At 71.8% G+C, this 23,388-nt stretch carries 18 protein-coding genes and 2 tRNA genes; 12 read left to right on the top strand and 8 right to left on the bottom strand.

What is annotated here, in order from left to right; translation table 11 throughout:
* Positions 1-25: 25 nt before the first annotated feature.
* The gene (locus F1D61_RS14335) at positions 26-1,144 is read right to left on the bottom strand and encodes a flagellar basal body P-ring protein FlgI (protein ID WP_203158584.1); all 1,119 of its coding nucleotides are present in this window, start codon (positions 1,142-1,144) and stop codon (positions 26-28) included.
* A 238-nt stretch (positions 1,145-1,382) separates the two neighbouring features.
* Between F1D61_RS14335 and F1D61_RS14330 the strand changes: the two genes are divergently transcribed.
* The 4 genes from F1D61_RS14330 to dksA all read left to right on the top strand — a co-directional run bounded on the left by F1D61_RS14330 (position 1,383) and on the right by dksA (position 4,937).
* Positions 1,383-1,799, top strand: coding sequence for a flagellar assembly protein FliX (locus F1D61_RS14330; protein ID WP_203158583.1), 417 nt, complete (start codon positions 1,383-1,385; stop codon positions 1,797-1,799).
* A gap of 138 nt (positions 1,800-1,937) precedes the next feature.
* The gene (locus F1D61_RS14325; RefSeq protein WP_203158582.1) at positions 1,938-3,314 is read left to right on the top strand and encodes an MBOAT family O-acyltransferase; all 1,377 of its coding nucleotides are present in this window, start codon (positions 1,938-1,940) and stop codon (positions 3,312-3,314) included.
* A 13-nt stretch (positions 3,315-3,327) separates the two neighbouring features.
* Complete coding sequence (locus F1D61_RS14320; RefSeq protein WP_203158581.1) at positions 3,328-4,356, top strand: hypothetical protein; 1,029 nt, start codon at positions 3,328-3,330, stop codon at positions 4,354-4,356.
* A 161-nt stretch (positions 4,357-4,517) separates the two neighbouring features.
* Positions 4,518-4,937 (top strand): RNA polymerase-binding protein DksA, encoded by a 420-nt coding sequence (gene dksA, locus F1D61_RS14315; protein WP_048431282.1) that lies wholly within the window; start codon positions 4,518-4,520, stop codon positions 4,935-4,937.
* A 349-nt stretch (positions 4,938-5,286) separates the two neighbouring features.
* On the opposite strand, the gene flgH is transcribed toward dksA, so the two are convergent.
* Genes flgH through flgF form a run of 4 tightly spaced genes read right to left on the bottom strand, consistent with a single transcriptional unit; the run spans position 5,287 to position 8,656 of the window.
* On the bottom strand, positions 5,287-6,024 hold the full coding sequence (flgH, locus tag F1D61_RS14310; protein WP_203158580.1) for a flagellar basal body L-ring protein FlgH: 738 nt from the start codon (positions 6,022-6,024) through the stop codon (positions 5,287-5,289).
* A 13-nt stretch (positions 6,025-6,037) separates the two neighbouring features.
* Positions 6,038-7,105, bottom strand: a complete 1,068-nt coding sequence (gene flgA, locus F1D61_RS14305; RefSeq protein ID WP_246775883.1) for a flagellar basal body P-ring formation chaperone FlgA — start codon at positions 7,103-7,105, stop codon at positions 6,038-6,040.
* Positions 7,102-7,893: a flagellar basal-body rod protein FlgG gene (gene flgG / locus F1D61_RS14300; protein WP_203158579.1), complete on the bottom strand. Its 792-nt coding sequence runs from the start codon at positions 7,891-7,893 to the stop codon at positions 7,102-7,104. Before flgG ends, flgA begins: the two co-directional genes overlap by 4 nt.
* A 16-nt stretch (positions 7,894-7,909) precedes the next feature.
* Positions 7,910-8,656, bottom strand: coding sequence for a flagellar basal-body rod protein FlgF (gene flgF, locus F1D61_RS14295; RefSeq protein WP_203158578.1), 747 nt, complete (start codon positions 8,654-8,656; stop codon positions 7,910-7,912).
* A gap of 266 nt (positions 8,657-8,922) precedes the next feature.
* On the opposite strand from flgF, the gene fliL reads away from it, so the two are divergent.
* From fliL to F1D61_RS14275, 4 genes are read left to right on the top strand one after another with little or no spacing between them, the layout of a single operon-like run.
* Entirely contained in the window at positions 8,923-9,441 is a 519-nt protein-coding gene (gene fliL, locus F1D61_RS14290) for a flagellar basal body-associated protein FliL (protein ID WP_203158577.1), read from the top strand.
* A 44-nt stretch (positions 9,442-9,485) separates the two neighbouring features.
* Positions 9,486-10,700 (top strand): flagellar motor switch protein FliM, encoded by a 1,215-nt coding sequence (fliM, locus tag F1D61_RS14285; protein WP_203158576.1) that lies wholly within the window; start codon positions 9,486-9,488, stop codon positions 10,698-10,700.
* A 40-nt stretch (positions 10,701-10,740) separates the two neighbouring features.
* A complete protein-coding gene (locus F1D61_RS14280; RefSeq protein WP_246775882.1) occupies positions 10,741-11,337 on the top strand; it encodes a DUF6468 domain-containing protein in 597 nt (198 codons plus the stop codon).
* On the top strand, positions 11,334-12,350 hold the full coding sequence (locus tag F1D61_RS14275) for a MotE family protein (RefSeq protein WP_348649449.1): 1,017 nt from the start codon (positions 11,334-11,336) through the stop codon (positions 12,348-12,350). Before F1D61_RS14280 ends, F1D61_RS14275 begins: the two co-directional genes overlap by 4 nt.
* A 3,831-nt stretch (positions 12,351-16,181) precedes the next feature.
* Here F1D61_RS14275 and F1D61_RS14265 read toward each other — a convergent pair.
* Both F1D61_RS14265 and F1D61_RS14255 read right to left on the bottom strand, forming a co-directional pair.
* On the bottom strand, positions 16,182-17,300 hold the full coding sequence (locus F1D61_RS14265; RefSeq protein ID WP_203158575.1) for an aminotransferase class V-fold PLP-dependent enzyme: 1,119 nt from the start codon (positions 17,298-17,300) through the stop codon (positions 16,182-16,184).
* Positions 17,301-17,812: 512 nt separating this feature from the next.
* Positions 17,813-17,897 (bottom strand) — tRNA-Leu (locus F1D61_RS14255).
* A gap of 378 nt (positions 17,898-18,275) precedes the next feature.
* Here F1D61_RS14255 and F1D61_RS14250 point away from each other — a divergent pair.
* From F1D61_RS14250 to F1D61_RS14235, 4 genes are all read left to right on the top strand, one after another.
* Entirely contained in the window at positions 18,276-19,607 is a 1,332-nt protein-coding gene (locus F1D61_RS14250; protein WP_203158573.1) for an MFS family transporter, read from the top strand.
* 123 nt (positions 19,608-19,730) lie between these two features.
* Positions 19,731-20,546 carry a hypothetical protein gene (locus F1D61_RS14245; protein WP_203158572.1) on the top strand — a complete coding sequence of 272 codons (816 nt, stop codon included), beginning with the start codon at positions 19,731-19,733 and terminating at the stop codon, positions 20,544-20,546.
* A complete protein-coding gene (locus tag F1D61_RS14240; protein ID WP_203158571.1) occupies positions 20,543-21,595 on the top strand; it encodes a sensor histidine kinase in 1,053 nt (350 codons plus the stop codon). The genes F1D61_RS14245 and F1D61_RS14240 overlap by 4 nt, the downstream gene beginning before the upstream one ends.
* 4 nt (positions 21,596-21,599) lie before the next feature.
* Positions 21,600-22,940: a sigma-54-dependent transcriptional regulator gene (locus F1D61_RS14235; protein WP_203158570.1), complete on the top strand. Its 1,341-nt coding sequence runs from the start codon at positions 21,600-21,602 to the stop codon at positions 22,938-22,940.
* Positions 22,941-23,291: 351 nt separating this feature from the next.
* Here the strand turns inward: F1D61_RS14235 and F1D61_RS14230 are convergent.
* Positions 23,292-23,376, bottom strand: a tRNA-Leu gene (locus F1D61_RS14230).
* Positions 23,377-23,388 lie beyond the last annotated feature (12 nt).

Below are 23,388 nucleotides of genomic sequence, written 5' to 3'. Positions count from 1 at the left end.
GGGGAGGGAAGGGAGGGTGCTGGCGTCACATCACTTCGATGTCGGCCTGGAGCGCGCCGGCGGCCTTGATCGCCTGGAGGATCGAGATCAGGTCGCGCGGGCCGATGCCGAGCGCGTTGAGGCCGTCGACCAATTCGCGCAGGGTCACGCCCTCCTTGACCAGGGCGAGCTTGTTCTTCTCGCCGGCATCGACCTTGAGGGCGGTGCGGGGCACGACCACGGTCTCGCCGTTGGAGAACGGCGCCGGCTGGCTCACCTGCGGCTGCTCGCTGATGGTGACCGTGAGGTTGCCCTGCGCCACCGCCACGGTGGAGACCCGCACGTCGCGGCCCATCACGATGATGCCGGAGCGCTCGTCGACCACCACCCGGGCCGCCTGGTCGGGCTCGACCTTCAGCTGCTCGACCTCGGTGAGAAGCCGAATCATGTTGCCCTGATAGCGCGGCGGCACCTGGAGGGTGACGGTCGAGGGGTCGGTCGGCTCGGCGGTGTCGGCGCCCATGAAGTCGTTGATCGCCGCGGCGATGCGCTTCGAGGTCGTGAAGTCGGGGTTGCGCAGCGACAGGCGCAGGCACTTCTGGTCGTTGAGCTTGAAGGCGATCTCGCGCTCGATCACCGCCCCGTTGGCGATGCGGCCGTTGGTCGGCACGCCGCGGGTGATCTTGGCCGCGTCGCCTTCCGCCTGGAAGCCCGCGATGGCGAGCGACCCTTGCGCCACCGCATAAGCCTCGCCGTCGGCGGCGAGCAGCGTCGTCACCAGGAGCGTGCCGCCCTGGAGCGACTTGGCGTCGCCGAGCGACGACACCGTGACGTCGATCCGCGTGCCCTGCGCCGCGAAGGGGGGGAGGTTCGCCGTCACCATCACGGCGGCGAGGTTGGCGGTGCGCATGGTGGCGCCGCGGGTGTTGACCCCGAGCCGCTCCAGCATCGCCTGCACCGATTGCCGGGTGAAGGGCGCGTTGTTCAGCGTGTCGCCGGTGCCGTTGAGGCCGACGACGATGCCGTAGCCGACGAGCTGGTTGATCCGCATGCCCTCGACGCTGGCGAGGTCCTTCACCCGCGACAGGGCGAGGGCGGGCCGGGCGGCGGCGAGGGCCAGGGGCAGGAGGGCCAGGAAGGCGAGGACGAGGAGGCGAAGGCGCATGGCGGGGTCCCGAAACTCGACAACCCGGATTGCCAGGACCGTGCCAGCGCCCGGGCCGGTCGTAAGTCTCTGGTAAGGTTACCGATCCGTTGCCGGCGCCCCTCTCCGGCGACCGATCCGGACCCGGTCGTTTTCGTCCCGGCGGCAAGAACTGCCGCCTCGTTTACGGCGCATTCACCATACCGGGGCGAAGTTTGTCTCGCGAACAGCGAACCTTCGTGACCCGGACCCAGACCCCATGCGCGTCGACACCCGCCTCGCGGCCGCTCCCCTGTCGGGAACCGGTTCGCGCACCCTGCCGGCAGGCGGCGTGTTCACCCTCGGGATGGAGGGCGCCCGCGGGCCGGTGAGCGCCGGCAGCGCGATGCCGCTCGCCAGCCTGAGCGCCATCCTGACCCTCCAGAGCCAGGACGAGATCGCCGCCGACCGCCGCCGCCGGGCGACGAAGCGCGGCCACGACCTCCTCGACGCCCTCGACCGCCTCAAGGCCGCGCTGCTCGGCGGCCGCGTCGCCGTGAGCGACCTGAAGGCCATCGCCGCCCGCCTCGCCGAGCGCAACGGCAGCACCGGCGATCCCCGCCTCGACGATCTCGTCGCCCATATCGAGCTGCGGGCGCAGGTGGAACTGGCGAAGATCGAGATGGCGGGGAAGTGAGGAGCGCACCGGGTCGAGCGGGCTCCGGCCGTTGACGCGCCACCGCCAGCCCCCCACAACGGCGCCCGCCTGACGGCACGCGGCCTTGGTGTCGCCGCACGACCTGCCTGACCCGAGGACCTGCTCACCCCGGCCGCGATGCTGTTCAACTCCTTCCCGTTCCTCCTCGGCTTCCTGCCGGTGGCCCTGGTCCTCCACGCCGTCGTGGCCCTGCACCGGCCGGGCTGGCGGCTGCCGCTCCTGGTCTTGCTGTCGCTCGTCTTCTACGGCTGGTGGGATCCGCGCTTCGTGCCGCTGCTGATGGCCTCGATCGGGCTGAACTGGCTCGTCGCGCGCTGGTTCGGGCGGAGCCGCGCCGCCCTCCTGGTCCCGCTCGCCATCGCGGCGAACCTCGCGGTGCTGGCCCTGTTCAAGTATGCGGGGTTCCTGGCCGGCCTCGCGGCCCTCCTGCCGGGGCTCCACGATCTTGAGCGGCCGAGCCTCGCGCTCCCGCTCGGCATCTCGTTCTTCACCTTCCACCACGTGATGTACCTGACCGACCTGCGCGCCGGCCGGGCGCCGCAGATGGATCTGACGCGCTACGCCCTCTACATCGCGTTCTTCCCGCAGGTGCTCGCCGGGCCGCTGGTGCGCTGGAGCGAGATCCTCCACCAGTTCGACGAGAAACCCTATGCCAGGCCGGACGCCGCCGAGCGCTTCGGTCGCGGCCTGATGCTGCTCTGCATCGGGCTCACCAAGAAGGTCTTCCTCGGCGATCCGCTCGCCGCCTATGCCAACCCGGTCTTCGAGGCGGCCGCCGCCGGCAAGGTGGTGAGCGTGGCGGAAGCCTGGCAGGGCACGCTCGCCTTCACGTTCCAGATCTACTTCGACTTCTCGGGCTACACCGACATGGCGCTCGGCCTCGCGCTGCTGTTCGGGATCGTGCTGCCGCAGAACTTCGACGTGCCCTACCGCGCCACCTCGCTCCGGGAGTTCTGGCGGCGCTGGCACATGACCCTGTCGCGCTTCCTGCGCGACTACCTCTACATCCCGTTCGGCGGCAACCGGCGGGGATTGGGCGTCCAGATCGCCGCGCTCTTCGCCACCATGACGCTGGGCGGGCTGTGGCACGGCGCCGGCCTCACCTTCGTCGCCTGGGGGGCGGCGCATGGTCTGGGCCTCGGGGCCGGATTGCTGTGGCGCCGGGCCGGGCTGCCGATGCCGGCAATTCTCGGCTGGGCGCTGACCTTCGCCTTCGTGGCGCTCACCTGGGTGCTGTTCCGCGCCACCAGCTTCGAGGCGGCCATCGCGATCTTCAAGGGCCTGTTCGGCCTCGCGCCGTCCGGCCACGGCTTCAAGTGGCGGGCCTTCGCGCCGGCTTTGCTGGTGGCGCTGGTCGGACCGACCGCCTGGGCGGCGGTTCACCGGTTGCCGCCGCGGCCCGCCCTGGCGATCGCCTTCGCGGTGCTCCTCGTGGCGGTGCTGCTGCGCATCGGCGACGACGCCAATTACGAGTTCATCTATTTCCAGTTCTGAGGGGGCCGAAACGATGCGCGCCGACCCTCCCGCCGCGACCGAGGCCGCCTGGCGTCTTTTCTCGATCCGCCTCATCGTGGCAGCGATCCTGCTGCTCACGGGGTACCTCGCGCTCGCGCTCGCGGTCGATCCCTACGATACCGGCCGGCCGCGGCTCGTCGACCGCGACGGCGTGCGCCCGCAAGGACCCCGCACCGCCACGGCGAGCCGGGGCCGCGATCCCGCCTACGAGGCGGCGATCATCGGCAATTCGCACATCCAGCTGATCTCGCCGGCGAACTTGCGCGCCGCCACCGGGATTCCGTTCGTCCAGCTCTCGGTGCCGGGCACCGGCCCGGGCGAGCAGCTCATCGTCGCCGACTACTTCCTGCGCCACCATCCGCGGGCGCGCGCCCTGGTGATCGGGGCCGATGCGTTCTGGTGCACCGGCAATCCGGCTTTGCCGCCGCTGCGGCCGTTCCCGTCCTGGCTCCTTGCCGAGGACTGGGCGAGCTACCTGCGGGGCTTGCTCCGCATCACCGTCGTCGGCGAGGTCGTCAACCGGATCGGCTGGGCGTTGCGCGCGAGCCCGCGCCGGGCCGCGCCGGACGGCTACTGGGATTACGAGCCGGACTACCTCAAGCTCGGCGATCCCGACATGCCCGCACGGGTCGCCTCCCGGGCCAAGACGGCCCCGGACGAGTCCGATCCGGGGGAGGGCGGGCCGGATTTCCCCGCCGCCGCCCGCCTGCGCGCCCTGGCGTCGCGCCTCGCGCCGGACACCGCCCTGGTCCTGGTCTTCCCGCCGACCGCCCCGGCGACGCTGCCGCGGCCGGGCACCCCCCGGGCGGCGGCGGCGGCTTCGTGCCGCGCGGCCCTGGCGGACGCGGTGGCCCCGCGGGGCCGCGTCGTCGACTGGTCCGGCGACCGGCCCGAACTGCACGGGCCCGACCTGTTCTTCGACGGCAGCCATTACCGCCGGCCCCTCGCCCGGCGCCTGGAGGCGGACATCGCGGCGGCGATCCAGGGTCGGGCGGCTGGTGCAGATACCCTACGACCGTGACACGATTGCAGCAGGGGGCCGCCGTCCCCTGGTCCGGTCCTTGCGTATCGCTCCTGGGACATTGTGGTGTCGTGCAGCCTCTATTATAGGGCTGCGCCAAGTGGGTCGTAGCCATGATGCCGGCTGCGGTCAGGACAACATTTGTTTTTCCGAGGGGCGCGATGGCGAAGATCGTGATCGAGGAGGGCTATGCCCCCAGTGACGCCGAGCCCTTCATGAACGAGCGTCAGCGGGAGTATTTTCGCCGCAAGCTCCAGGGGTGGAAGCAAGACATTCTGCGCGAGGCCCAGGACACTCTGGTGGCGTTGCAGAGCGAGAACGAGAACCACCCCGACCTGACCGACCGCGCCTCGTCCGAGACCGACCGGGCGATCGAATTGCGGGCGCGCGACCGGCAGCGCAAGCTGATCGCCAAGATCGACGCGGCCCTGTCCCGGATCGAGGACGGTTCCTACGGCTATTGCGAGGAAACCGGCGAGCCGATCTCCTTGAAGCGCCTGGAAGCCCGGCCGATCGCGACCCTGTCGCTGGAAGCCCAGGAGCGCCACGAGCGCCGGGAGCGGGTGTACCGGGACGATTGAGGGTGTGACGCGACCATGAACCCTCCCCCCTCTGCGGGGGAGGGTGGACCCTGCGTCAGCAGGGGCCGGGAGAGGGGCAGCGCGACGCTGATCCAAGTCGCGCCCGGCAGAACGGTGTCACCCTATCCGGAACCGTGGTTCCCCTCTCCCGGCCTACTCCGTAGGCCACCCTCCCCCGCAGAGGGGGGGAGGGTTGAAGCGCGGCATCTGCCGCGCTTTTTCTTTCGGCGCTGAAATTTCGACACCAGAAACGAAGGCGGCCCCGGCGGGAGTGCCGGGGCCGCGCCGCGTCCGGGCGGCTCAAGGGGGGAGCGTGCCGCCCGGTGCGGGATCGTGTTGCCGCCGCCCGTCAGAACGGCAGCACGACGTCCAGGAATTGCTGGCCGTAGCGCGGCTGCTGCACGTCGCTGATTTGGCCGCGGCCGCCATAGGCGATGCGGGCCTGGGCGATCTTGCTCGAATCGACCGTATTGTCGGACTCGATGTCCTCCGGCCGCAGCACGCCGCCGACGATCAGTTCGCGCACCTCGAAGTTGATGCGGATCTCCTGGCGGCCTTCCAGCACCAGGTTGCCGTTCGGCAGCACCTGCGTGACGATCGCCGCCACGCTGGTGGTCACCGTCTCGGCCCGCTGCACCGAGCCGGCACCGTCGTTGCTGGTGACGGCCTGCGTCTTGAGCATCTTTTCCGGATCGATGCCGCCGAGGAGCTTGGTCTGCTTCTCGAGTCCGAAGGCGTTCGGGAGCCCGAAGGACTCGCTGTTCGCCCGCGAGCGCTTGGTCTCGTTGTTCAGGTTCGCCTTGTCGGTGACGTTGATCTTCACCGTCACGAGGTCGCCGACCTTGGCGGCGCGCTGGTCCTTGAAGAAGGCGCGCGAGCCGGTGCGCCAGAGCGAGTTCGAGGCGTAGGAGACCGGCTGGACGTCCGGCATCGGCAGCCGCACCGGGCGGTAGCCGGGCTGCGCGGTCGGATCGTCGATCGCCGACAGGACCGGCGTCGCGCCGATCTGGGTGAGGCGGTCGGCGGTGTTGCAGCCGGCGAGCAGCGCAGCCGCGAGGCCGGCCAGGGCGAGGCGAGGAAGGATCATCTGGAGAAAATCCTCACTGCCCGGCCGAGGCGAGGCGGGCGGCCGGGGCCGCCGCGATCACCGGGACGATCGGCGCCACGGTGACGCGGCCGGGGCCGATCACGGTGGCCTGGATCACCTTCTTGGAGACCGGGTTGATCACCCCGATCACCGCGCCGAGCGGCCCGCCGTCACGGGCCTGGCCGCGGAGCGACAACGCCACGCCGGGGGTCTCGTACACGATGGTCACCGACTCGCCGCGGGCGACGAGGTCCGGCCGGTTCAGCTCGCCGGCGCGGAGCGCCGTGCCGGCGCCGAGGGGCTTCTGCGCCACCTGGCCGATGAAGGCGGCGGCATCCGCCGCGCTATCGGCCGGCAGGCCGTCGCGCGGGCGGCGCTCGATCGCGATGTCGGGGGCCGACAGGGTCTCGCCCCGGTTGATCGCCCGGGTCAGCACCGCGACGTCGGCCATCTCGACGATCTGGCCCGACACCCGCAGCGAGGCCTGGCGCTCGCCCACCACCACCAGGGCGGTGACCCGGCGGCTGCGGGGATCGTAGGCGACCTCCTGGGCGGTGACCGCGGCATTGAGCTCCGGCGGCACGGTCAGCACCGGCGGCTCGCCCTCGAAGGCGATCGTGACCGAGCCGGATTCGAGGCCGCGGACCTTGGCGAGCGCCGCCTTCACGGCGCCCTCGATCTCCGGGGCGGCGATGCGGCGGGCCGCGCGCTGGACCGAGATCTGAAGCCGGCCGCCGCTCTCCGGCGCGTCGAGCCCGAGCCCGGCCGTCGCCTCGACGATGCGCCGGACCTGGATCGTGCCGGAGGTGCCGAGCGCCGGCGCCCGGAACAGCGCCTTCTGGGCGAGCGCCGGCGGGGCGCCGGCGACGAGGTCGCCGAGGGTGATCACGTCGCGCTCGGCGGTGATGTCGCCCTTGAGCGAGAGGCGCTCGCCAGCGAGCACCGGCAGGGTCATGAGACTGAGCGCGAGCAGGGTCAACGCGGTGCGCGACAGGATGCCGGGCCCGAGCAGCGCGCGGCGGGCCGCCGGGAATGCGGGCGCGTGGACGACGGGAGCGAGGTCGATCATCGGGGCGCTCATCCGCGGAACATCTGCGAGGTGGTGGAGAGCATCTGGTCGGCGGCGGTCACGACCTTCGAGTTCATCTCGTAGGCGCGCTGCGCGGCGATCAAGGAGGAGATCTCCGAGACCGCGTTGACGTTGGCCTCTTCGAGGTAGCTCTGCTGCAGGTTGCCGAAGCCGTCGGTACCGGGATTGCCGGTGATCGGCGGGCCGGAGGCCAGGGTCTCGACGAACAGGTTGTCGCCGATCGATTCGAGGCCGACCTTGTTGACGAACCGCGCCATCTGGATCTGGCCGAGATTCTGCGGCGCGGTCTGGCCGGGGATCGTCGCCTGCACGATGCCCGAGGCGCTGATCGTGACGCTGGTGGCGTTGTTCGGCACCGAGATGTTCGGGTTCATCAGGTAACCCTCGCGGGTGACGATCTGCCCCTGCGCATCGAGGTCGAACGAGCCGTCGCGGGTATACGAGGTCCGCCCGTCCGGCATCGTGACCTGGAAGAAGCCCTCGCCGCGCACGGCGATGTCGTAGGTCTTCTCGGTCGAGGTCAGGGTGCCCTGCGACATCACCCGGGCGGTCGAGGTGGTCTTGACGCCGGAGCCGATGGCGAGGCCCGCCGGCAGCTGGTTGTTCTGGTCCGAGGTCGCGGTGCCGGCCCGGCGCAGGTTCTGGTAGAGCAGATCCTGGAAATGCGCCTGCTGGCGCTTGTAGCCGGTGGTGCGCAGGTTCGCGATGTTGTTCGAGATGACCTGGACGTTGAGTTCCTGGGCCGCCATGCCGGTGGCGGCGGCGTAGAGCGCGCGCATCGTCTAAGGCTCCCGTTCAAACGTTGCCGACGTCGGCGAGGCGCTGGATCGCCTGGCCGCGCAAGGAATCGAGCCGCGACACCGTGTCGGAGACGAGCTGGTAGGTGCGGTTCACCTCCAGCATCCGGCTCATCGCCAGTACCGGGCGGACGTTCGAGCGCTCGAGCGCGCCGGGCTCGATCCGCCCCTGCGGACCGGCCGGCTGCGCCGGCGTGTTCGACGAATAGAGGTTGCCGCCGGCATTCGTCAGGCCTTGCGGGTTGGCGAAGGTGACGAGCCGCAGGCGGCCGCGGGTGCCCTGGTTGGTCGAGACGGTGCCGTCCGGCCCGAGGGCCAGCCCGGTCTCCTGCTGGCCGATCTGGATCGGGCCGCCGTCGCCGAGGACCGGATAGCCGTCGCTCGTCACGATCTGCCCTTGCGGGTTCATCTCGAAGGCGCCGTTGCGGGTGTAGCGCTCGCCCTGCGGCGTCTGCACCGCGAAGAACGCCTCGCCCCGGATCGCCGCGTTGAGCGGGTTGCCGGTCGGCTCGATCGGCCCCTGCTGCATGTCGAGGGGGGCCGCCGCATCGATGACGTAGGAGACCTTGCGGTCGGGGCGCTGGAAGGTCTCCGCGCTCGCCTTCGGCATCAGGTATTCCTGGAAGCGCGGCGTGCGCGCCTTGAAGCCCGTCGTGGTGACGTTGGCCATGTTGTTGGCGATGACCTCGAGCTCGCGCCCCAAGGCCATCTGGGACGAGAGCCCGATCAACTGAGCATTCTGCACCGGCTACTCCCCGTCGATGCGTGGTGGCGGGCCACCCCGCTCCCCAGCGGCGGACCCGTCTTCCTGTTCGCAGGGGCCGTGCCAGGAACGCCGACGCCGAATTCCGGTGTTATGGCAAATGCTTGGTTAATCGCTGGCGTCGGCCGGGGCGGTCGTTTCGTGCCGACCCGGCAAGTTCGACCGGGCAGAATTTGCCGCCTTAACGCGCCGTTAACCGTCTTCGCACACTCTCCGGTTACGGATCTTCAGGGTGTGGACGGCGGGCGATGGCCAAGAAGCCGAAGAAGGCCCCGGCGCCGGATGGCGACGGGGACGGCGAGGAGGGGGCGGCCCCGGCCGCAGGCGGCGGCAAGAAGAAGCTCATCATCATCGTCGCGGCGGCCCTGCTGCTGGCGGGCGGTGGCGGCGGCGGGTTCCTGTTCATGCGCAGCCGCGCGGCCCATGCCGAGAAGGCGGCCTCCGAGCAGAAGATGCCGGTGGCGTTCATGGACGTCCGCGAGATGACCATGAACCTGATGCCCGAGCCGGGGCAGACCCAGCCGCGCTTCCTGAAGCTGAAGGTGGCTTTGGAGGTGCGGGATTCGAAGGTGGCCTCCGAGATCCAGCCCTTGATGCCGCGGGTCGAGGACACGTTCCAGGTCTTCGTGCGCGACCTGCGCGTCGGCGACTTCGAGGCCGCCGGCGGCACCTACCGCCTGCGCGAGGAGCTGCTGCGCCGGGTCAACGTGGCGGTCTACCCCGCCAAGGTCGACGCGGTGCTCTTCAAGGACTTCGTCATCCAATAACAAAGATGTCGCAATAACCCCCTCGAGCGGGATGTGGTGCTTCCGTGGCCGGACCTGACGATACCATCGACGACGACGACTGGGCCGCGGCCCTGATCGAGCAGGGCGGGGGCGGCGACGCCTCCCTGGCGGAGGAATGGGGCGCGGCGCTGGCCGAGCAGGGGACCACCACCCAGTCGAACGACATGGCGGCCGAATGGGCCAACATGATCGACGAGGGCGAGTCGGAGAACCTGCCCGAGCTCGCCGGCAACGACCGCATCCTGAACCAGGAGGAGATCGACCAGGTCCTCGGCTTCTCGCTGCGGGAGCTGTCGGCCTCGGGCGCAGGCGGCATCCGGGCCATCGTCGATTCGGGCGTCGTCTCGTACGAGCGCCTGCCGATGCTCGAGATCGTCTTCGACCGGATGATCCGGTTGTTGTCGACGAGCTTGCGCAACTTCTTCCAGGACAACGTCGAGGTCACCCTCGACAACATCACCTCGGTGCGCTTCGGCGACTACCTCAACGCGATCCCGCTGCCGACCCTGCTCGGCGTCTTCCGGGCCGACGCCTGGGAGAATTCGGGTCTCGTCACGGTCGAATCGAACCTCGCCTACTCGACCCTCGACCTGCTCCTCGGCGGCAAGCGAGGCGGCTCCAGCATCCGCCTCGACGGGCGGCCGTTCACGCCGATCGAGATGCAGCTCGTGCGCCGGATGGTCGAGATCATCCTGACCGACCTCGAGGCCTCGTTCCAGCCGCTCTCGCCGGTGCGCTTCCTGATCGACCGGATCGAGACCAACCCGCGCTTCGCCACCATCACCCGGCCGGCCAACGCCGCGATCCTGATCGACCTCAAGCTCGACATGGAAGGCCGCGGCGGCCTGCTCCAGATCCTGTTCCCGTATGCGGCGATCGAGCCGATCCGCGACCTGCTGCTCCAGAGCTTCATGGGCGAGAAGCTCGGCCGCGACCACATCTGGGAAGGGCACCTCGCCACCGAGATCTTCCAGGCCGACGTCGCGGTCGAGGCGGTCCTGCACGAGATGTCGCTGCCGCTGAAGCGGGTGCTGTCGCTGGAGGTCGGCGACACCATCATGTTCGACGCCAAGCCCTCCGACCTCATCACCCTGCGCTGCGGCGATTGGGCGATGACGCAAGGGCGGATCGGCCGCCTCGACGACAGCATCGCCGTGCAGGTCACCCGTCCCCTGCGCCGGTCCCGCACCACCTTCGCGGCCTTCGAGGCCTCGATGCAGAACCGCAAGGACGGCTAGCGCGCATGTCCCTGTCCCTCTTCCGAAACGAGGCCGCATCGTGAGCGTGATCATCAGCATCCTCGCCGACCTGCTGGTGGCGGTCCTCCTCGTCGCCTGCATCGCGACCTCGGTCAGCCTCGGCCGCCGCATCACCCGCCTCAAGGGCGACGAATCGGCGATGCGCCAAACCATCGGCGACCTGATGGTGGCGACCGAATCCGCCGAGCGGGCGATCAGCGGCCTGCGCACCACCCTGTCCGAGTGCGACCGCACCCTGGGCGAGCGCCTGCGCCTGGCCGACCGCACCAATGCCGACCTCGCCGCCCAGCTCCAGGCCGGCGACGAGGTCCTGTCGCGCATCGCCCGCATCGTCTCCCAGGCCCGGGCGGCGGTGCCGGGGGAGGCGGTTCAGGCCCCCTTCGCGCAAGCCTTCGCGCCGAGCGAGGCCGCGCCGTCTCCCGCCGCGCCGGCCTATGCTGCGGCCGCGACGGCCGCCCCGTTCGCCCCGGCTGCGGCCCCCGTCGCCCCGGCACACGCTCCCGCCGCGCCCGAGCCGCGGCCGGTCTCCACCGGCGAGCGCCTCGGCGCCGCCGCCGCCGCCGCCCGCGCGCTGAGCGAGCGCGCCCTGAGCCGCCTGCAGGCCCAGGCGGCATGACCCTCGCGCTGCTCCTGCGCCGCTTCGCCGGTCTGCCGCCGAGTGCGGCTCCGGCCGGCACCGCGACACCCGCCGCCGCGCCCGGAGCGGCGGCCCCCGACGCCGCGGCGGCCAAGGCCGCAGCAGCGAAGGCCGCGACGGCGAAGCCCGCGGGAGCCGGCGCCTCCCAACCGGCCGCCGCCAAACCCGCCGCGACCAAGCCCGCCGGCACGCTGCCGGCCACGGTCCCGCAGGCCCCCGTCTCGGTCGCGGTCCTGGTGCAGCGCGTGCTGGCCAACCCCGTCTGGCGCGGGCCGATGATCCGCCTGCGCCTCGTCGATGCCGTGGCGGTGGCGGCCGCGGGGCTCCTGCTGCTGAAGGTCCTCGCCGTTCTCGAAGCCGGGCCGTCCACCGGCACCCGCTTCGCGGAGTTCCTGGTCCATGCCCGCTCGGGCTACGAGCCCCTCGACCCGACCGTCACCGGCTCGGTCTCGCCGAAGGAGGCCGCGGCTCCTGCCGCCGCGCCTGCCCAGCCGGAGCCGCGCCCGGTCGCCGAGCCGGTCTCCTCGGAGCGGGCGATCCTGGAGAAGCTCGGGGCCCGGCGCGACGCGCTGCAGCAGCGCTCGCGCGACCTCGAGACCCGCGAGCAGCTGATCGAGAATGCCGAGCGCAAGCTCGAGACCCGGATCAACGACCTCAAGTCCCTGGAGCAGAAGGGCGACGACGCCGCGGCCAAGCGCGCCGAGGCGGAAGCCGCAGGCCTCAAGTCCCTGGTGACGATGTACGAGACGATGAAGCCCAAGGAGGCCGCCCGGGTCTTCGACCGGCTGAAGCTCGACGTGCTGGTCCCGGTGGTGGTGGGCATGAACCCGCGCAAGATGGCCGAGGTGCTGGCGGTGATGCAGCCCGAGGCGGCCGAGCGCCTGACCGTGGCGCTGGCCCAGCGCGCCCGCGGCGCCGGCGGCCCGAAGACCGCCACCGCCGCCCCGGGCCTGCCGCCCGGCGAATTGCCGGCGATCGACGCGGGGCGTTGAGTTCGTCGGGGGTGCGGGGCCGTCCGGGGAAAAGAAATGACGCGGGTTTTCCCCTCTCCCCGCGGGCGGAGTCAACGGATTCACACGACGCCTTTGAAGCCCAACCCGTTGTAAAACCGCGCGCTTTCCCCTCCCCCTTGTGGGGAGGGGTTAGGGGTGGGGGTGGTGCCGCGTAGAGCGCGAGGCCTCTCCGGCACCACCCCCACCTCCGGCTCCTCCCCACAAGGGGGAGGAGAGAAGAGCTCCCGCGCCTCTTCCTTCCCCCGGACACCCCAGTCCCCCGCCGATTAAGCCCTCATTAGCCCTGTGCCGGCATGGTGCCGTCTCGGGGTGAGGCGGGCGGATGCGATGGGTTCGACGGGCAGGAGCCGCCGCGCTGCGGCGCTGATCGCGCTGGCGGCGTTGGCCGTCGGCGCCGGCACGGCCGATGCGGCGCAGCTCGTGGCGATCCAGGGCAGCGAGCAGAAGAATTTCGGCCGCATCGCGCTCACCTTCGACCACGGCGTGAAGGTGACCGCGAAGGTCACCGGCGGGGTGCTGGTGGTGGGCTTTCGCGAGCCGGTGACCGGTTCGCGCGACCGCCTGGCTGCCGAGATGCCGGCCTATGTCGCGCAGGTCCGCCGCGATCCCGACGGGTCCGGCCTGCGGGTGGCGCTGCAATCCTCCTACAAGGTCAACGTACTGGAGGCCGGCGAGCGGGTCTTCATCGACCTCCTGCCCGAGGGCTGGACCGGCATGCCGCCGGGCTTGCCGCCGGAGGTACTGGCCGACCTCAACCGTCGGGCCGAGGAACTCAGCGAGCGCCTGCGCCGCGAGGCCGCCCGCGGCGCCCGGCGCACCACGCCTTTGCGCCTCGAAGTGGCGCATCTGCCGACCCTGACCCGGCTCTCGGTCCGCCTGCCGGCCGATGTCGAGGTCGGCCTGGAGCGGGCCGGCTCGGATATCCGCCTGCGCATCCCGGGCGCCTACACGATCGAATCGACCGAGGCCCGCGCGGGCCTTCGGCCAGCCGCGACGGGCCTCGCCACGGAGGCCGGCGCGGAGGCCGCCCGGCTGAGCCTGACGCTCGCCGAGGGCTATGCCGCGGAAGGCTATCGCGAGGACGATTCCTACATTCTCGACCTCGTCAAGCCGGCCAAGAAGCCCGACGACAAGAAGCCGGACGACCGGAAGCCGGAGCCGGTCGCCCCGGCCCGGGCCGATGCCCTGCCGCAGATCGAGGCCCGTCCGGCAGCCGAGGCCCGTCCGCCGGCCGAGCCTCGTCCCGACGCGCCGCCCCGCCCGCAGGCCGAGGCGCCGCCCCCGGCGGAGCCGCCCGCGCCCACCGGGCCGGTCCAGGCCCGGATCGCCAAGGCGGCCCAAGGCCTGCGGATCGCCTTCCCGTTCGCGAGCCGGCCGCCGGCGGCCCTGTTCGAGCGCGGCGGGATCGCCACCCTGGTCTTCGAGACCACCGCCCCCGTGACCCTGCCGGCCCTGCCGGCGGGGTCGCCGGCGAGCGTCGCCGAGGGGCCGAGACCCGAGGGTTCCTTCACGGTCCTGCGCCTGCGCCTCGACCAGGGCGTGCTCGCCCAGCTCGCGACCGGGGAGGGGCAGGGCTGGGACCTGGTGCTCGGCGACGGCAGCCTGCCGGGCGGCGATGTCCTGGCGCCGCAGCGCAGCGCCGACGCCACCGGCAAGCCGGCCGTGGCGGTGCCGCTCGCCCGCCCCGGCGGCGCCCTGTGGCTGGAGCGCGACGGCGAGCGCATCGCCGTGGTGACCGCCCGCGGCCCGCGGCTCGCCGCGCTGCCCAAGCGCGGCCGCTTCGTCGAGTTCGAGTTGCTGCCGACCCGGCAGGGCGTGGCCGTGCTGGCGGCGGCCGACGACCTCGCGGTGCGCCCCGGCCTCAACGAGGTGACGATCACCCGCCCCGGCGGGCTGTCGGTCTCGGCCACGGTGGTCGAGGCGCCGGAGGCCGGCGCGCAGGCCTCCGCCCTGATGGTGCAGCCCGATCGCTGGCGCGAGGACCGGCTCGGCGACGTGCGCACGCGCATCCGCGCCGCGCAGGCCGCGGCGGCCGCCGCCGACCGGCCGGCCCGCTCGGCGGCGCGCCTCGACCTCGTCCGGGTGCTGCTCGCCAACGATCTCGCGCCCGAGGCCGCGGGCGTGCTGGCCCTGGCAGTCCGGGAGGACCCGCCGCTGGCGGCCCAGCGGCCGGTGCGGCTCCTCTCGGCCATCGCCGCGCTCAGCATGGGCCAGAACGCCCGGGCGGGCGGCTTCCTCACCCCCGACGGCAAGCAGGCGCTCGATCCCGAGTTGCGGCTGTGGCGCGGCGTCGTCGATGCCCGCAGCCGCCGAAGCGCCGCGGCGCTCGCCGCCTTCAAGGCCGGCCTCCCGGTGATCGAGGCCTATCCCGACGACCTGCAGGTGCAGCTCTACCTCACGGCGATGGAGGCCGCGCTCGACGCCAAGGACCCGGCCTTCGTCCAGCGGGCGCTCACCGCCGTGGCGCCGCTGGCCGAGGCGCCGCCCGCCCGCGACCGGCTGACCTTCCTCAAGGCGCGCTTCGCCGAGGCGATCGGGCAGGACGGGGAGGCCCGCCGCGCCTACAAGCAGCTCGCCGAGACCGCGGCGCCCGGCGTCGCCGCCGACGCGACCCTGCGGCTGGTCGATCTCGGACGGGCCTCCGGCACGATGGCGCCGGAAGCCGCGATCGACCGCCTGGAGCGCCTGACCCTGACCTGGCACGGCGATGCGGAGGCCGAGGCCCTGGCCCGGCTCGGCCGGCTCTATGCCGGGGCCGGCCGCTGGCGCGACGCCTTCGCGACCGCCCGCAAGGCCAACCGCCTGTTTCCCGACCACCCGGCCACCCGCGGCCTGCACGACGACACGGTGGCGCTGTTCTCCGCCCTGTTCCTGTCGGACAAGGGCGCGAGCCTCGGCAAGATCGAGGCCCTGGCGCTGTTCTACGACTTCAAGGAGTTCACGCCGGTCGGCCGCCAGGGCGACGAGATCGTCCGGCGGCTGGCCGACCGGCTGGTCGCCCTCGATCTCCTCGACGCCGCCGGCGACCTCCTGCAGCATCAGGTCGACAACCGCCTGACCGGCGCGGCGCGGGCGAGCGTCGCGGCGCGCCTCGCCACCGTGCGGCTGATGGAGGGCGAGCCGCTCAAGGCCCTCAAGGTGCTGCAGAACACCCGCCTGCCGGAATTGCCGGCGCAGATCCGCGACGCGCGCATCCTGCTCGAGGCCCGGGCCCTGTCCGACCTCTCGCGCACCGATCTCGCCCTCGAACTGCTCGACGGCAATGCCAGCCCGGAGGCGGCGCACCTGCGCGGCGACATCCTGTGGGGCGCGCGGCGCTGGCGCGAGGCCGGGGAGGCGCACGAGGCCCTGCTCGGCACCCGCTGGCGCGATCCCGGCCCCCTGACCGATCCCGAGCGCAGCGACGTGATGCGCTCGGCGATCGCCTACGCGCTGGCCGAGGATCCGCTGAGCCTCGACCGGCTGCGCACGAAATACACCCAGAAGATGGCCGAGAGCCCCGATGCCCGCACCTTCGGCCTCATCGCCTCGCCGAACGCGTCGGGCAGCGCGGCCTTCCGCAGCTTGGTGCGCCAGGCGACCAGCGCCGAGACCCTGACCGATTTCCTGCGCGCCTACCGCGCCCGCTACCCCGAGAGCGCCGCCCCCGAGCGGCCGAAGCCGAGCCCGGACGCTCCCCCGAGGCCGCTCCGGCGCCCGAGGCCCGCGGTGCCGGCGGGCCGTCGCCGGGCTGACGGCACGCGGCCTCGCCCTAGGCCCCGGACGCCGTTGCTCGGCCACGACCGGGGGCCTGCATCTCCCGGCCGGGCCCTACAGGGAACGGCGCAAGGCCGCCACGCAGCGTTCGACGTCGCCCTCGTCGGTCCAGACATGCGGGCTCAGACGCAGCGCCCCGGATCGTTCGCTCGCGAAGACGCCGTCCTGCCGCAGGCGGTCCATCAGGCCGGGGGGCAGGCCGCCGGGCGCGCGGAGCCCGAGGATGTTCGGGGCGCGCCGATGCGCCGGCGCCGCGGAGAGGCCGAGCCCGACGAGACCGTCGGCGAGACGATCGGTCAGGCGGCGCAGCCGGGCCGTTACCGCCGCCCCATCGAGGGACAGGAACAGCTCCAGCCCGGTCGCCGCCATCGGCAACAGGACCGGATCGTTCAATTCGCCCCGGTCGTAGCGCCGGGCGCCGCGAGCAGGCGGACGGTTGCCGAGATTCTCCTCGATCGGCGCGCCGTCCTGCCGGTGCAAAGCGGCATACAGGAAGGCGAGCCCGTAGGGCCCGAGCGTCCACTTGTAGGTCGGGAAGGACAGGAAGTCGGGACGCCAGCGGCCGACATCCACCGGCACGGCCCCCGCCGCCTGGGTCGCATCGATCACCAGTGCGGCCCCGGCGGCGTGGACGGCCGGCGCGAGCCGGTCGAGGTCGATCAGCCCGCCATCGGTCCAGTGCGACGGGGTCAGGGTCGCGACCGCCAGGGGCGGCGCCCCGGGGCGCCCGATGGCCGCCAGAAGGGACGCGGTCCAGTCGCCGTCCGCGGGGCGGGGAACCTCCTCGATGACGAGCCCCCTCGCGCGGGCGAGCCGGTCGAAGGCGTAGCAGAGCGACGGGAACTCGTCGGCGACGCGCAGTACGCGCCCGCCCGGCGCGACCGCGAGGTTCGCCGCGGCCGTCGCTATCGCGTGGCTCACCGATCCCACGATCGCCACGTCGTCCGCAGCCGCGCCGATGAGCCGGGCCGCCGCCGACCGCGCCCGCTCGGCCTGGGCGGGAATCGCCTCGCGCGGATGCAGCCACGGCCGGCTCTTCACCAGCACACCCGCTTCCCCGGCCTCGCGGACCGCCCGGGGCAGCGGCGACCACGCCGCCGCGTCGAGGTAGATGACGTCGTCCGGGATTTCGAACAGGTGCTTCCGGCAGGGCAGGGGGACGACGGAATCCATGCCGGGGCACCTCGCAGTCGCTCACCCGGCCGTGCCGGCGGGCTGCCCGACCGGGACGGGGGGATCGGCCGGGCCCATACCATGGCGCGGCCCGGATCGGGAGGCCGGGGAACGGCCGATCCCTCCGGCAGGCGTGCGTCGGCTCAGACCTCGCCCTCGCCCGCCGGGGCGGAGCGGCGGCGCGGCTCCTCGCCGGTCGTGCTGGTGCCGGGATCCAGGGCGTCGGCTTTACGGGCGGCGTCGTGGTCGGCCGGCGTCACCCCGGCCTTGGCCGCCGCCTTGTCCTCGTCGCGGCGAGTCAGGTGCGGGCGGGCGGTGAGCAGGTCGTCGCTCGGCATGGATGTCTCCTCCGGTTGGCGGGATCCAACGCGGGGCGGCCCGGACCGGTTCGGCACCATGCGGCAGATCGCGATCCGCGGCAGCCGTGTCGACGATGAGGAGTTTGACTCGGCCCGATGACCGGATCGGGTAGTTCCCCGTTCGGGGACGGCATCAACACCTCTGAGGGGTGTTGGTGCCCAGGAGAGGACTCGAACCTCCACGGCTTGCACCACTGGTACCTGAAACCAGCGCGTCTACCAATTCCGCCACCTGGGCCCGAAGCGCTGCTGGGCAGCGCCGCGGTGACGTTCGTTTAGAGGGCGACGGCGGCGGCGTCAACGGGCTTGAGCGGTGCCGGCGCAGGAGGGGGGCGGAGCGCCCGCCTTGTCCGGCTCTCGGGGACGGGATCCGCCCGGCCGCCCGCGGCGGAAATCCGCCGATGGCGGCGCTGCGGTCGGCGCCAGGCCGCCGACGAGGCGATGCGGAAACCGGGCAAGCATCTGATATCGCTGCGTTTTAATATTCCATTCGCCTGGCATCGCGCTTGCCATCGTCCTCCCGCTGCCCTCCGCGAGAGGCCGAAAGGCCCGGGACGGAGAGACCTTCGTCACGCCCGCATCCATGCGGGATGGTTCGCATCCAGGGAGAACGTCCATGAGCACGGCTGCACCGGCGGCGATCGGAGTGAGTCCGGCGCCGTCCGAGACCTCGGACCGCCAGAAGATCAAGGCCATCGTCGCCGCCTCGTCCGGCAACCTGGTCGAGTGGTACGATTTCTACGCCTATGCCTTCACGTCGATCTACTTCGCGTCCGCGTTCTTCCCGTCGAGCAGCCCGACCGGCCAGCTGCTCGCCACCGCCGGCATCTTCGCGGTCGGCTTCTTCATGCGTCCGCTCGGCGGCTGGATCTTCGGTCGCATCGCCGACCGGCGCGGTCGCAAGTCGTCGATGGTGTTCTCGGTGCTGCTGATGTGCGCCGGCTCGCTGATGATCGGCATCCTGCCGACCTACGAGACCATCGGCGTGCTCGCGCCCGTCCTGCTCCTCGTCGCCCGCCTCGCGCAGGGCCTCTCGGTCGGCGGCGAGTACGGCACGGCCGCCACCTACATGAGCGAGATCGCCGGCAAGGGGCGCCGCGGCTTCCTGTCGTCGTTCCAGTACGTCACCCTGATCGGCGGCCAGCTCCTCGCCGTGCTGATCGTGTTCGCGCTCCAGCACATCCTCACGACCGAGGAGATGCGGGCCTGGGGCTGGCGCATCCCGTTCCTGGTCGGCGCCGCGGCGGCCGTCGTCGCGATGTTGCTGCGCGGCTCGCTCAAGGAATCGGCTTCGCACGAGACCATGACGAGCAAGGAGGCCGGCTCGCTCCGCGCCCTGATGCAGCACAAGCGGGCGCTGCTCATCACGCTCGCCTTCACCATGGGTGGCTCGCTCTACTTCTACACCATGACCACCTACATGCAGAAGTTCCTGGTCAACACGGTGAAGCTCGACCTGAAGACGGTCTCGACCGTGATGACCCTGGCGCTCGTGGTGTTCATGGTGATCCAGCCGCTCTTCGGCGCCCTGTCGGACCGGATCGGCCGGCGCAACAACATGATCCTGTTCAGCGGGCTCGCCATGCTCGGCGCAGTGCCGCTGCTCTCGACCCTGTCGCTGGTGACGAGCCCGTGGGCCGCCTTCGGGCTGATCCTGACGGGTCTTCTGATCGGGTCCTTCTACACCTCGATCAGCGGCGTGGTGAAAGCCGAGCTGTTTCCGGCCGAGGTGCGGGCGCTCGGTGTCGGCCTGCCCTACGCCATCGCCAACGCGATCTTCGGCGGCACGGCGGAATACGTCGCGCTCTCGTTCAAGACCTATGGCAACGAGAGCCTGTTCTTCTGGTACGTGGCGGCGATGGCCGCGGTGGCCTTCGCCGCCTCGCTGTGGATGCCCGATACCCGCAAATACGGCTATCTCGACGGCAACGGCCGGATGGCCGGCTGACGCGCGACGTGTTCGGGACCCGGGTCACGCCGGGTCCCGGGCGGCTTGTCGCTTGCGGACCATCCCGGTTTCGAGGCAGGGCGGGAATTGCACGATCCGCGTTCCCCCAGCGAGACGCCCGGCATGAGCCAAGCCCATCCTGCCGATCGTCCGGTCGAGACGCCGCTTCGCGCGCGCCTCGCTGGCATCGGGGCCCGGCGCTGGGGATCGGCGGTGGCGATCCTGGCGCTCACCCTCGCGGTGTTCCTCCTCGCGCTCGGGGCCGGGCACGATCAGGTGCGGCGCGCCGCGCGCCAGCGGCTCGTGATCGCCGAGGCGGTCCTGCGCGCCACCGTCGACCGCTACCGCGACCTGCCGACCGTGCTCGCCCTCGACATGCAGGTCCAGGATCTCCTCGTCGATCCCACTGCCGCCGCCATCGCCGCCGTCAACGCCAAGTTCGAGACCGTCGCCCGGGCCTCCGGCATCGCCGCGATCTACCTGATGGACGCGAAGGGGCTGACGCTCGCCGCGAGCAACTGGAACCAGCCCCTCGGCTTCGTCGGCACCTCCTACGCCTACCGGCCGTATTTCCTCGATGCGCTCGCGACCGGCGCCTCGCGCTATTTCGGCATCGGCACCACCACCCAGCAGCCGGGCCTGTTCATCGGCAAGGCGGTGGAGGCCCGAGGAGACGGGCAAGGCGGCTGGGTCGCGGGCGTGGTGGTGATCAAGGTCGACCTGGAAGGCCTCGAGGGCGAGTGGCGCCGGGCGGGCGAGCGGAATCTGGTCTCGGACGCGGCCGGCATCGTCTTCCTGGCGAGCGAACCCGGCTGGAAGTACCGCCCGTTCCAGCCCCTGGCGCCGGCAGAGACCGACCGGATCCGCGCCGCCCGGCAATACGGCGACAGCGACCTGCGGCCCCTGCTGGCGGATGGTCCCCCGTTCCCGGCGGGATGATCGCTCTGCCCTCCGCCGGCGGGGCCGGGAGCGGCCTCGTCGAGCCCGTGGCGATGCCGGATCTCGGCTGGACGCTCTGGACCGTCGCCCCGACCGGTGCCGCGTCGCGCCAGGCCGCGCTGGTGGCGGCCGCCACGGGACTTACCGGCCTGGCCCTCGCCTTCGCGCTCGCCGCGGCGAGCCAGAAGCGGCAGCGCCTGCGGGCCGAGCAGGCGATGCGGCTCTCCCTCGAGCGGCGGGTGGCGGAGCGCACCCACGACCTCAGCGAGGCCAATACGCGCCTGCGGACCGAGATCGCCGAGCGGGAGCGCGCGACGACGGCGCTCCGGGCGACGCAAGCCGAGCTGATCCACGCCGGCCGGCTCGCGGCGCTGGGCCAGATCTCGACGGCGATCAACCACGAGATCAACCAGCCGCTCGCGGCCCTGCGCACCTTCCTGGCCAGCACCGCCCTGTTCCTGGAGCGCGGCGACGAGGCGACGGTGCGCCGCAACCTCCAGCGCATGACCGAGGTCACGCAGCGCATCGCCGAGATCATTCGCCATCTCAAGGACTTCGCCCGCAAGACCGGCCCCGAGCACCGTGAGCCGGTCCGCCTCGCGAGCGCGGCGGAGGCCGCCCTCGACCTGCTGCGGGTCCGGCTGCGGGCGGAAGACGTCACGGTCGATTGCCGGATCCCGCCCGACGCGATGGTGCGGGCCGAGCCGGTGCGCCTCGAACAGGTCATCCTCAACCTGATGGTCAACGCCCTCGACGCGATGCGCGACGCCCCCGAGCGCCGGCTCGACCTCTGCGCCGCGCGCGCGACCTCCGACGAGCCGGCGCCGTCCTGGCGGCTCGACGTGGCGGATAGCGGGAGCGGGATCGCGCCGGAGCACATGGCGCAGATCTTCGATCCGTTCTTCACCACCAAACCGGCCGGGGAGGGGCTGGGGCTCGGCCTGTCCCTGTCCTCGCTCATCGTGCGCGACCTCGGGGGCAGCCTCACGGCCGGGAACGGCGCGCGCGGCGCCGTGCTGACCCTCGTGCTGCCGGCAGCGGAGAGTTAAGACGATGACGTCACGGGTGGAGCGCGTCCTGTTCGTCGACGACGAGGAGACGGTGCGCGAGGCGCTGGAGCAGTGGCTGACGCTCGCCGGCTACGTCGTCTCGACCTTCGAGGCGCCGGACGACGCCCTCGCGGCGATCGACGCCGATTTTCCCGGCATCCTCGTCACCGACCTGCGCATGCCGCGGATGGACGGGTTCACGGTGCTGGAGCGCGCCCTGGAGCGGGACCCGGACCTGCCGGTCCTGCTCGTCACCGGCCACGGCGACGTGCCGCAGGCGGTGGAGGCGATGCGGCGCGGCGCCTACGACTTCATCGAGAAGCCCTTCGCGCCCGAGCGCCTGACCGACGCGATCGGCCGCGCCTGCGAGAAGCGTCACCTCACCTTGCGCCTGCGCCGGCTCCACGCGCGCACCGACGCGCACGCCATCGAGAGCCGCCTGATCGGCACCTCCCGGGCGATGGAGACCCTGCGGCGCGAGGTGCTCGACCTCGCCGCAACCCCGGTCAACGTGGTCGTCAACGGCGAGACCGGCTCCGGCAAGGAGCTGGTGGCGCAGTGCCTGCACGCCTTCTCGACGCGGCGCGACGGCCGCTTCGTCCCGCTCAATTGCGGCGCGATCCCCGACACGATGATGGAGAGCGAGCTGTTCGGCTACGAGGCCGGCGCCTTCACGGGCGCGCTCAAGCGCCGGATCGGCAAGCTCGAATACGCCCATCGCGGCACGCTGTTCCTCGACGAGATCGAGGCGATGCCGCTCTCCGGCCAGGTCAAGCTGCTGCGGGTGCTGCAGGAGCGCCGGGTCGAGCGGCTCGGGTCCAACGACTCGGTCGCCGCCGACCTGCGCACCCTGTGCGCCAGCAAGGTCGACCTGCACGCGGAGGCCGAGGCCGGGCGCTTCCGCCCCGACCTCTATTACCGCCTCGACGTGGCGAGCCTGCGCATCCCTCCCTTACGCGAGCGGCGCGAGGACATCCCGCTGCTGTTCGAGCACTTTGCCGCGAAGGCCGCCGAGGAGCATGGACGGGCGATGCGGCCCTTGGGCGCCCGCCATATCCAGGATCTCGTCGAGCGACCCTGGCCCGGCAACGTGCGCGAGTTGCGCAACGCCGCCGAGCGCTACGCCTTCGGCCTCGACCGCCTCGGCGCCGCGCCGGAGCCGGGCGAAGCCGGCATGCCGCTCGCCGCCCGGGTCGAGGCCTATGAGCGGGGCCTGATCCAGCAGGCGCTGCAGCAGGCGCAGGGCAACATCGCCGAGGCGATGCGCCTCCTCGATCTTCCCCGACGCACCCTCAACGAGAAGATGCAACGTTATGGCCTGAGCCGTGGGGATTTCGTGGGGTAGGGGCGGGGGTGCTCGTCCCGATAGGCTGGGTGTTCGAGTTTAACGACCGCGTTCAAACCCTCGATGTCATCCCGAGGCCGCGCAGCGGAACCCGGGATCCATAACCACTCACGATGCAGGACGAAGCGGGCCGCATTCCACCTTATTCTGGACGGTCAGCGGTCATGGATCCGGGTTCTCGTCTTCGACGAGTCCCGGGATGGCGTGGAGACATGCCCGCGTGCGCGCGAGTTCGACTCACACGCGCGATCAGACGATCTTTGAAGCCTGAACGTCTTCAATTATGATTGGGCTTGCACCGGATGAGAGCGCATCATCATCACGGTCGGCATCAACACCATCGAAGGGTGTTGGTGCCCAGGAGAGGACTCGAACCTCCACGGCTTGCACCACTGGTACCTGAAACCAGCGCGTCTACCAATTCCGCCACCTGGGCCCTAGAGCGTCG

The organism is Methylobacterium aquaticum, from assembly GCF_016804325.1.
In the GTDB taxonomy this organism is placed as follows: domain Bacteria; phylum Pseudomonadota; class Alphaproteobacteria; order Rhizobiales; family Beijerinckiaceae; genus Methylobacterium; species Methylobacterium aquaticum_C.
The sequence above is the reverse complement of the archived record's forward strand: the minus strand, read 5'-3'. Positions and strand labels throughout refer to the sequence as shown.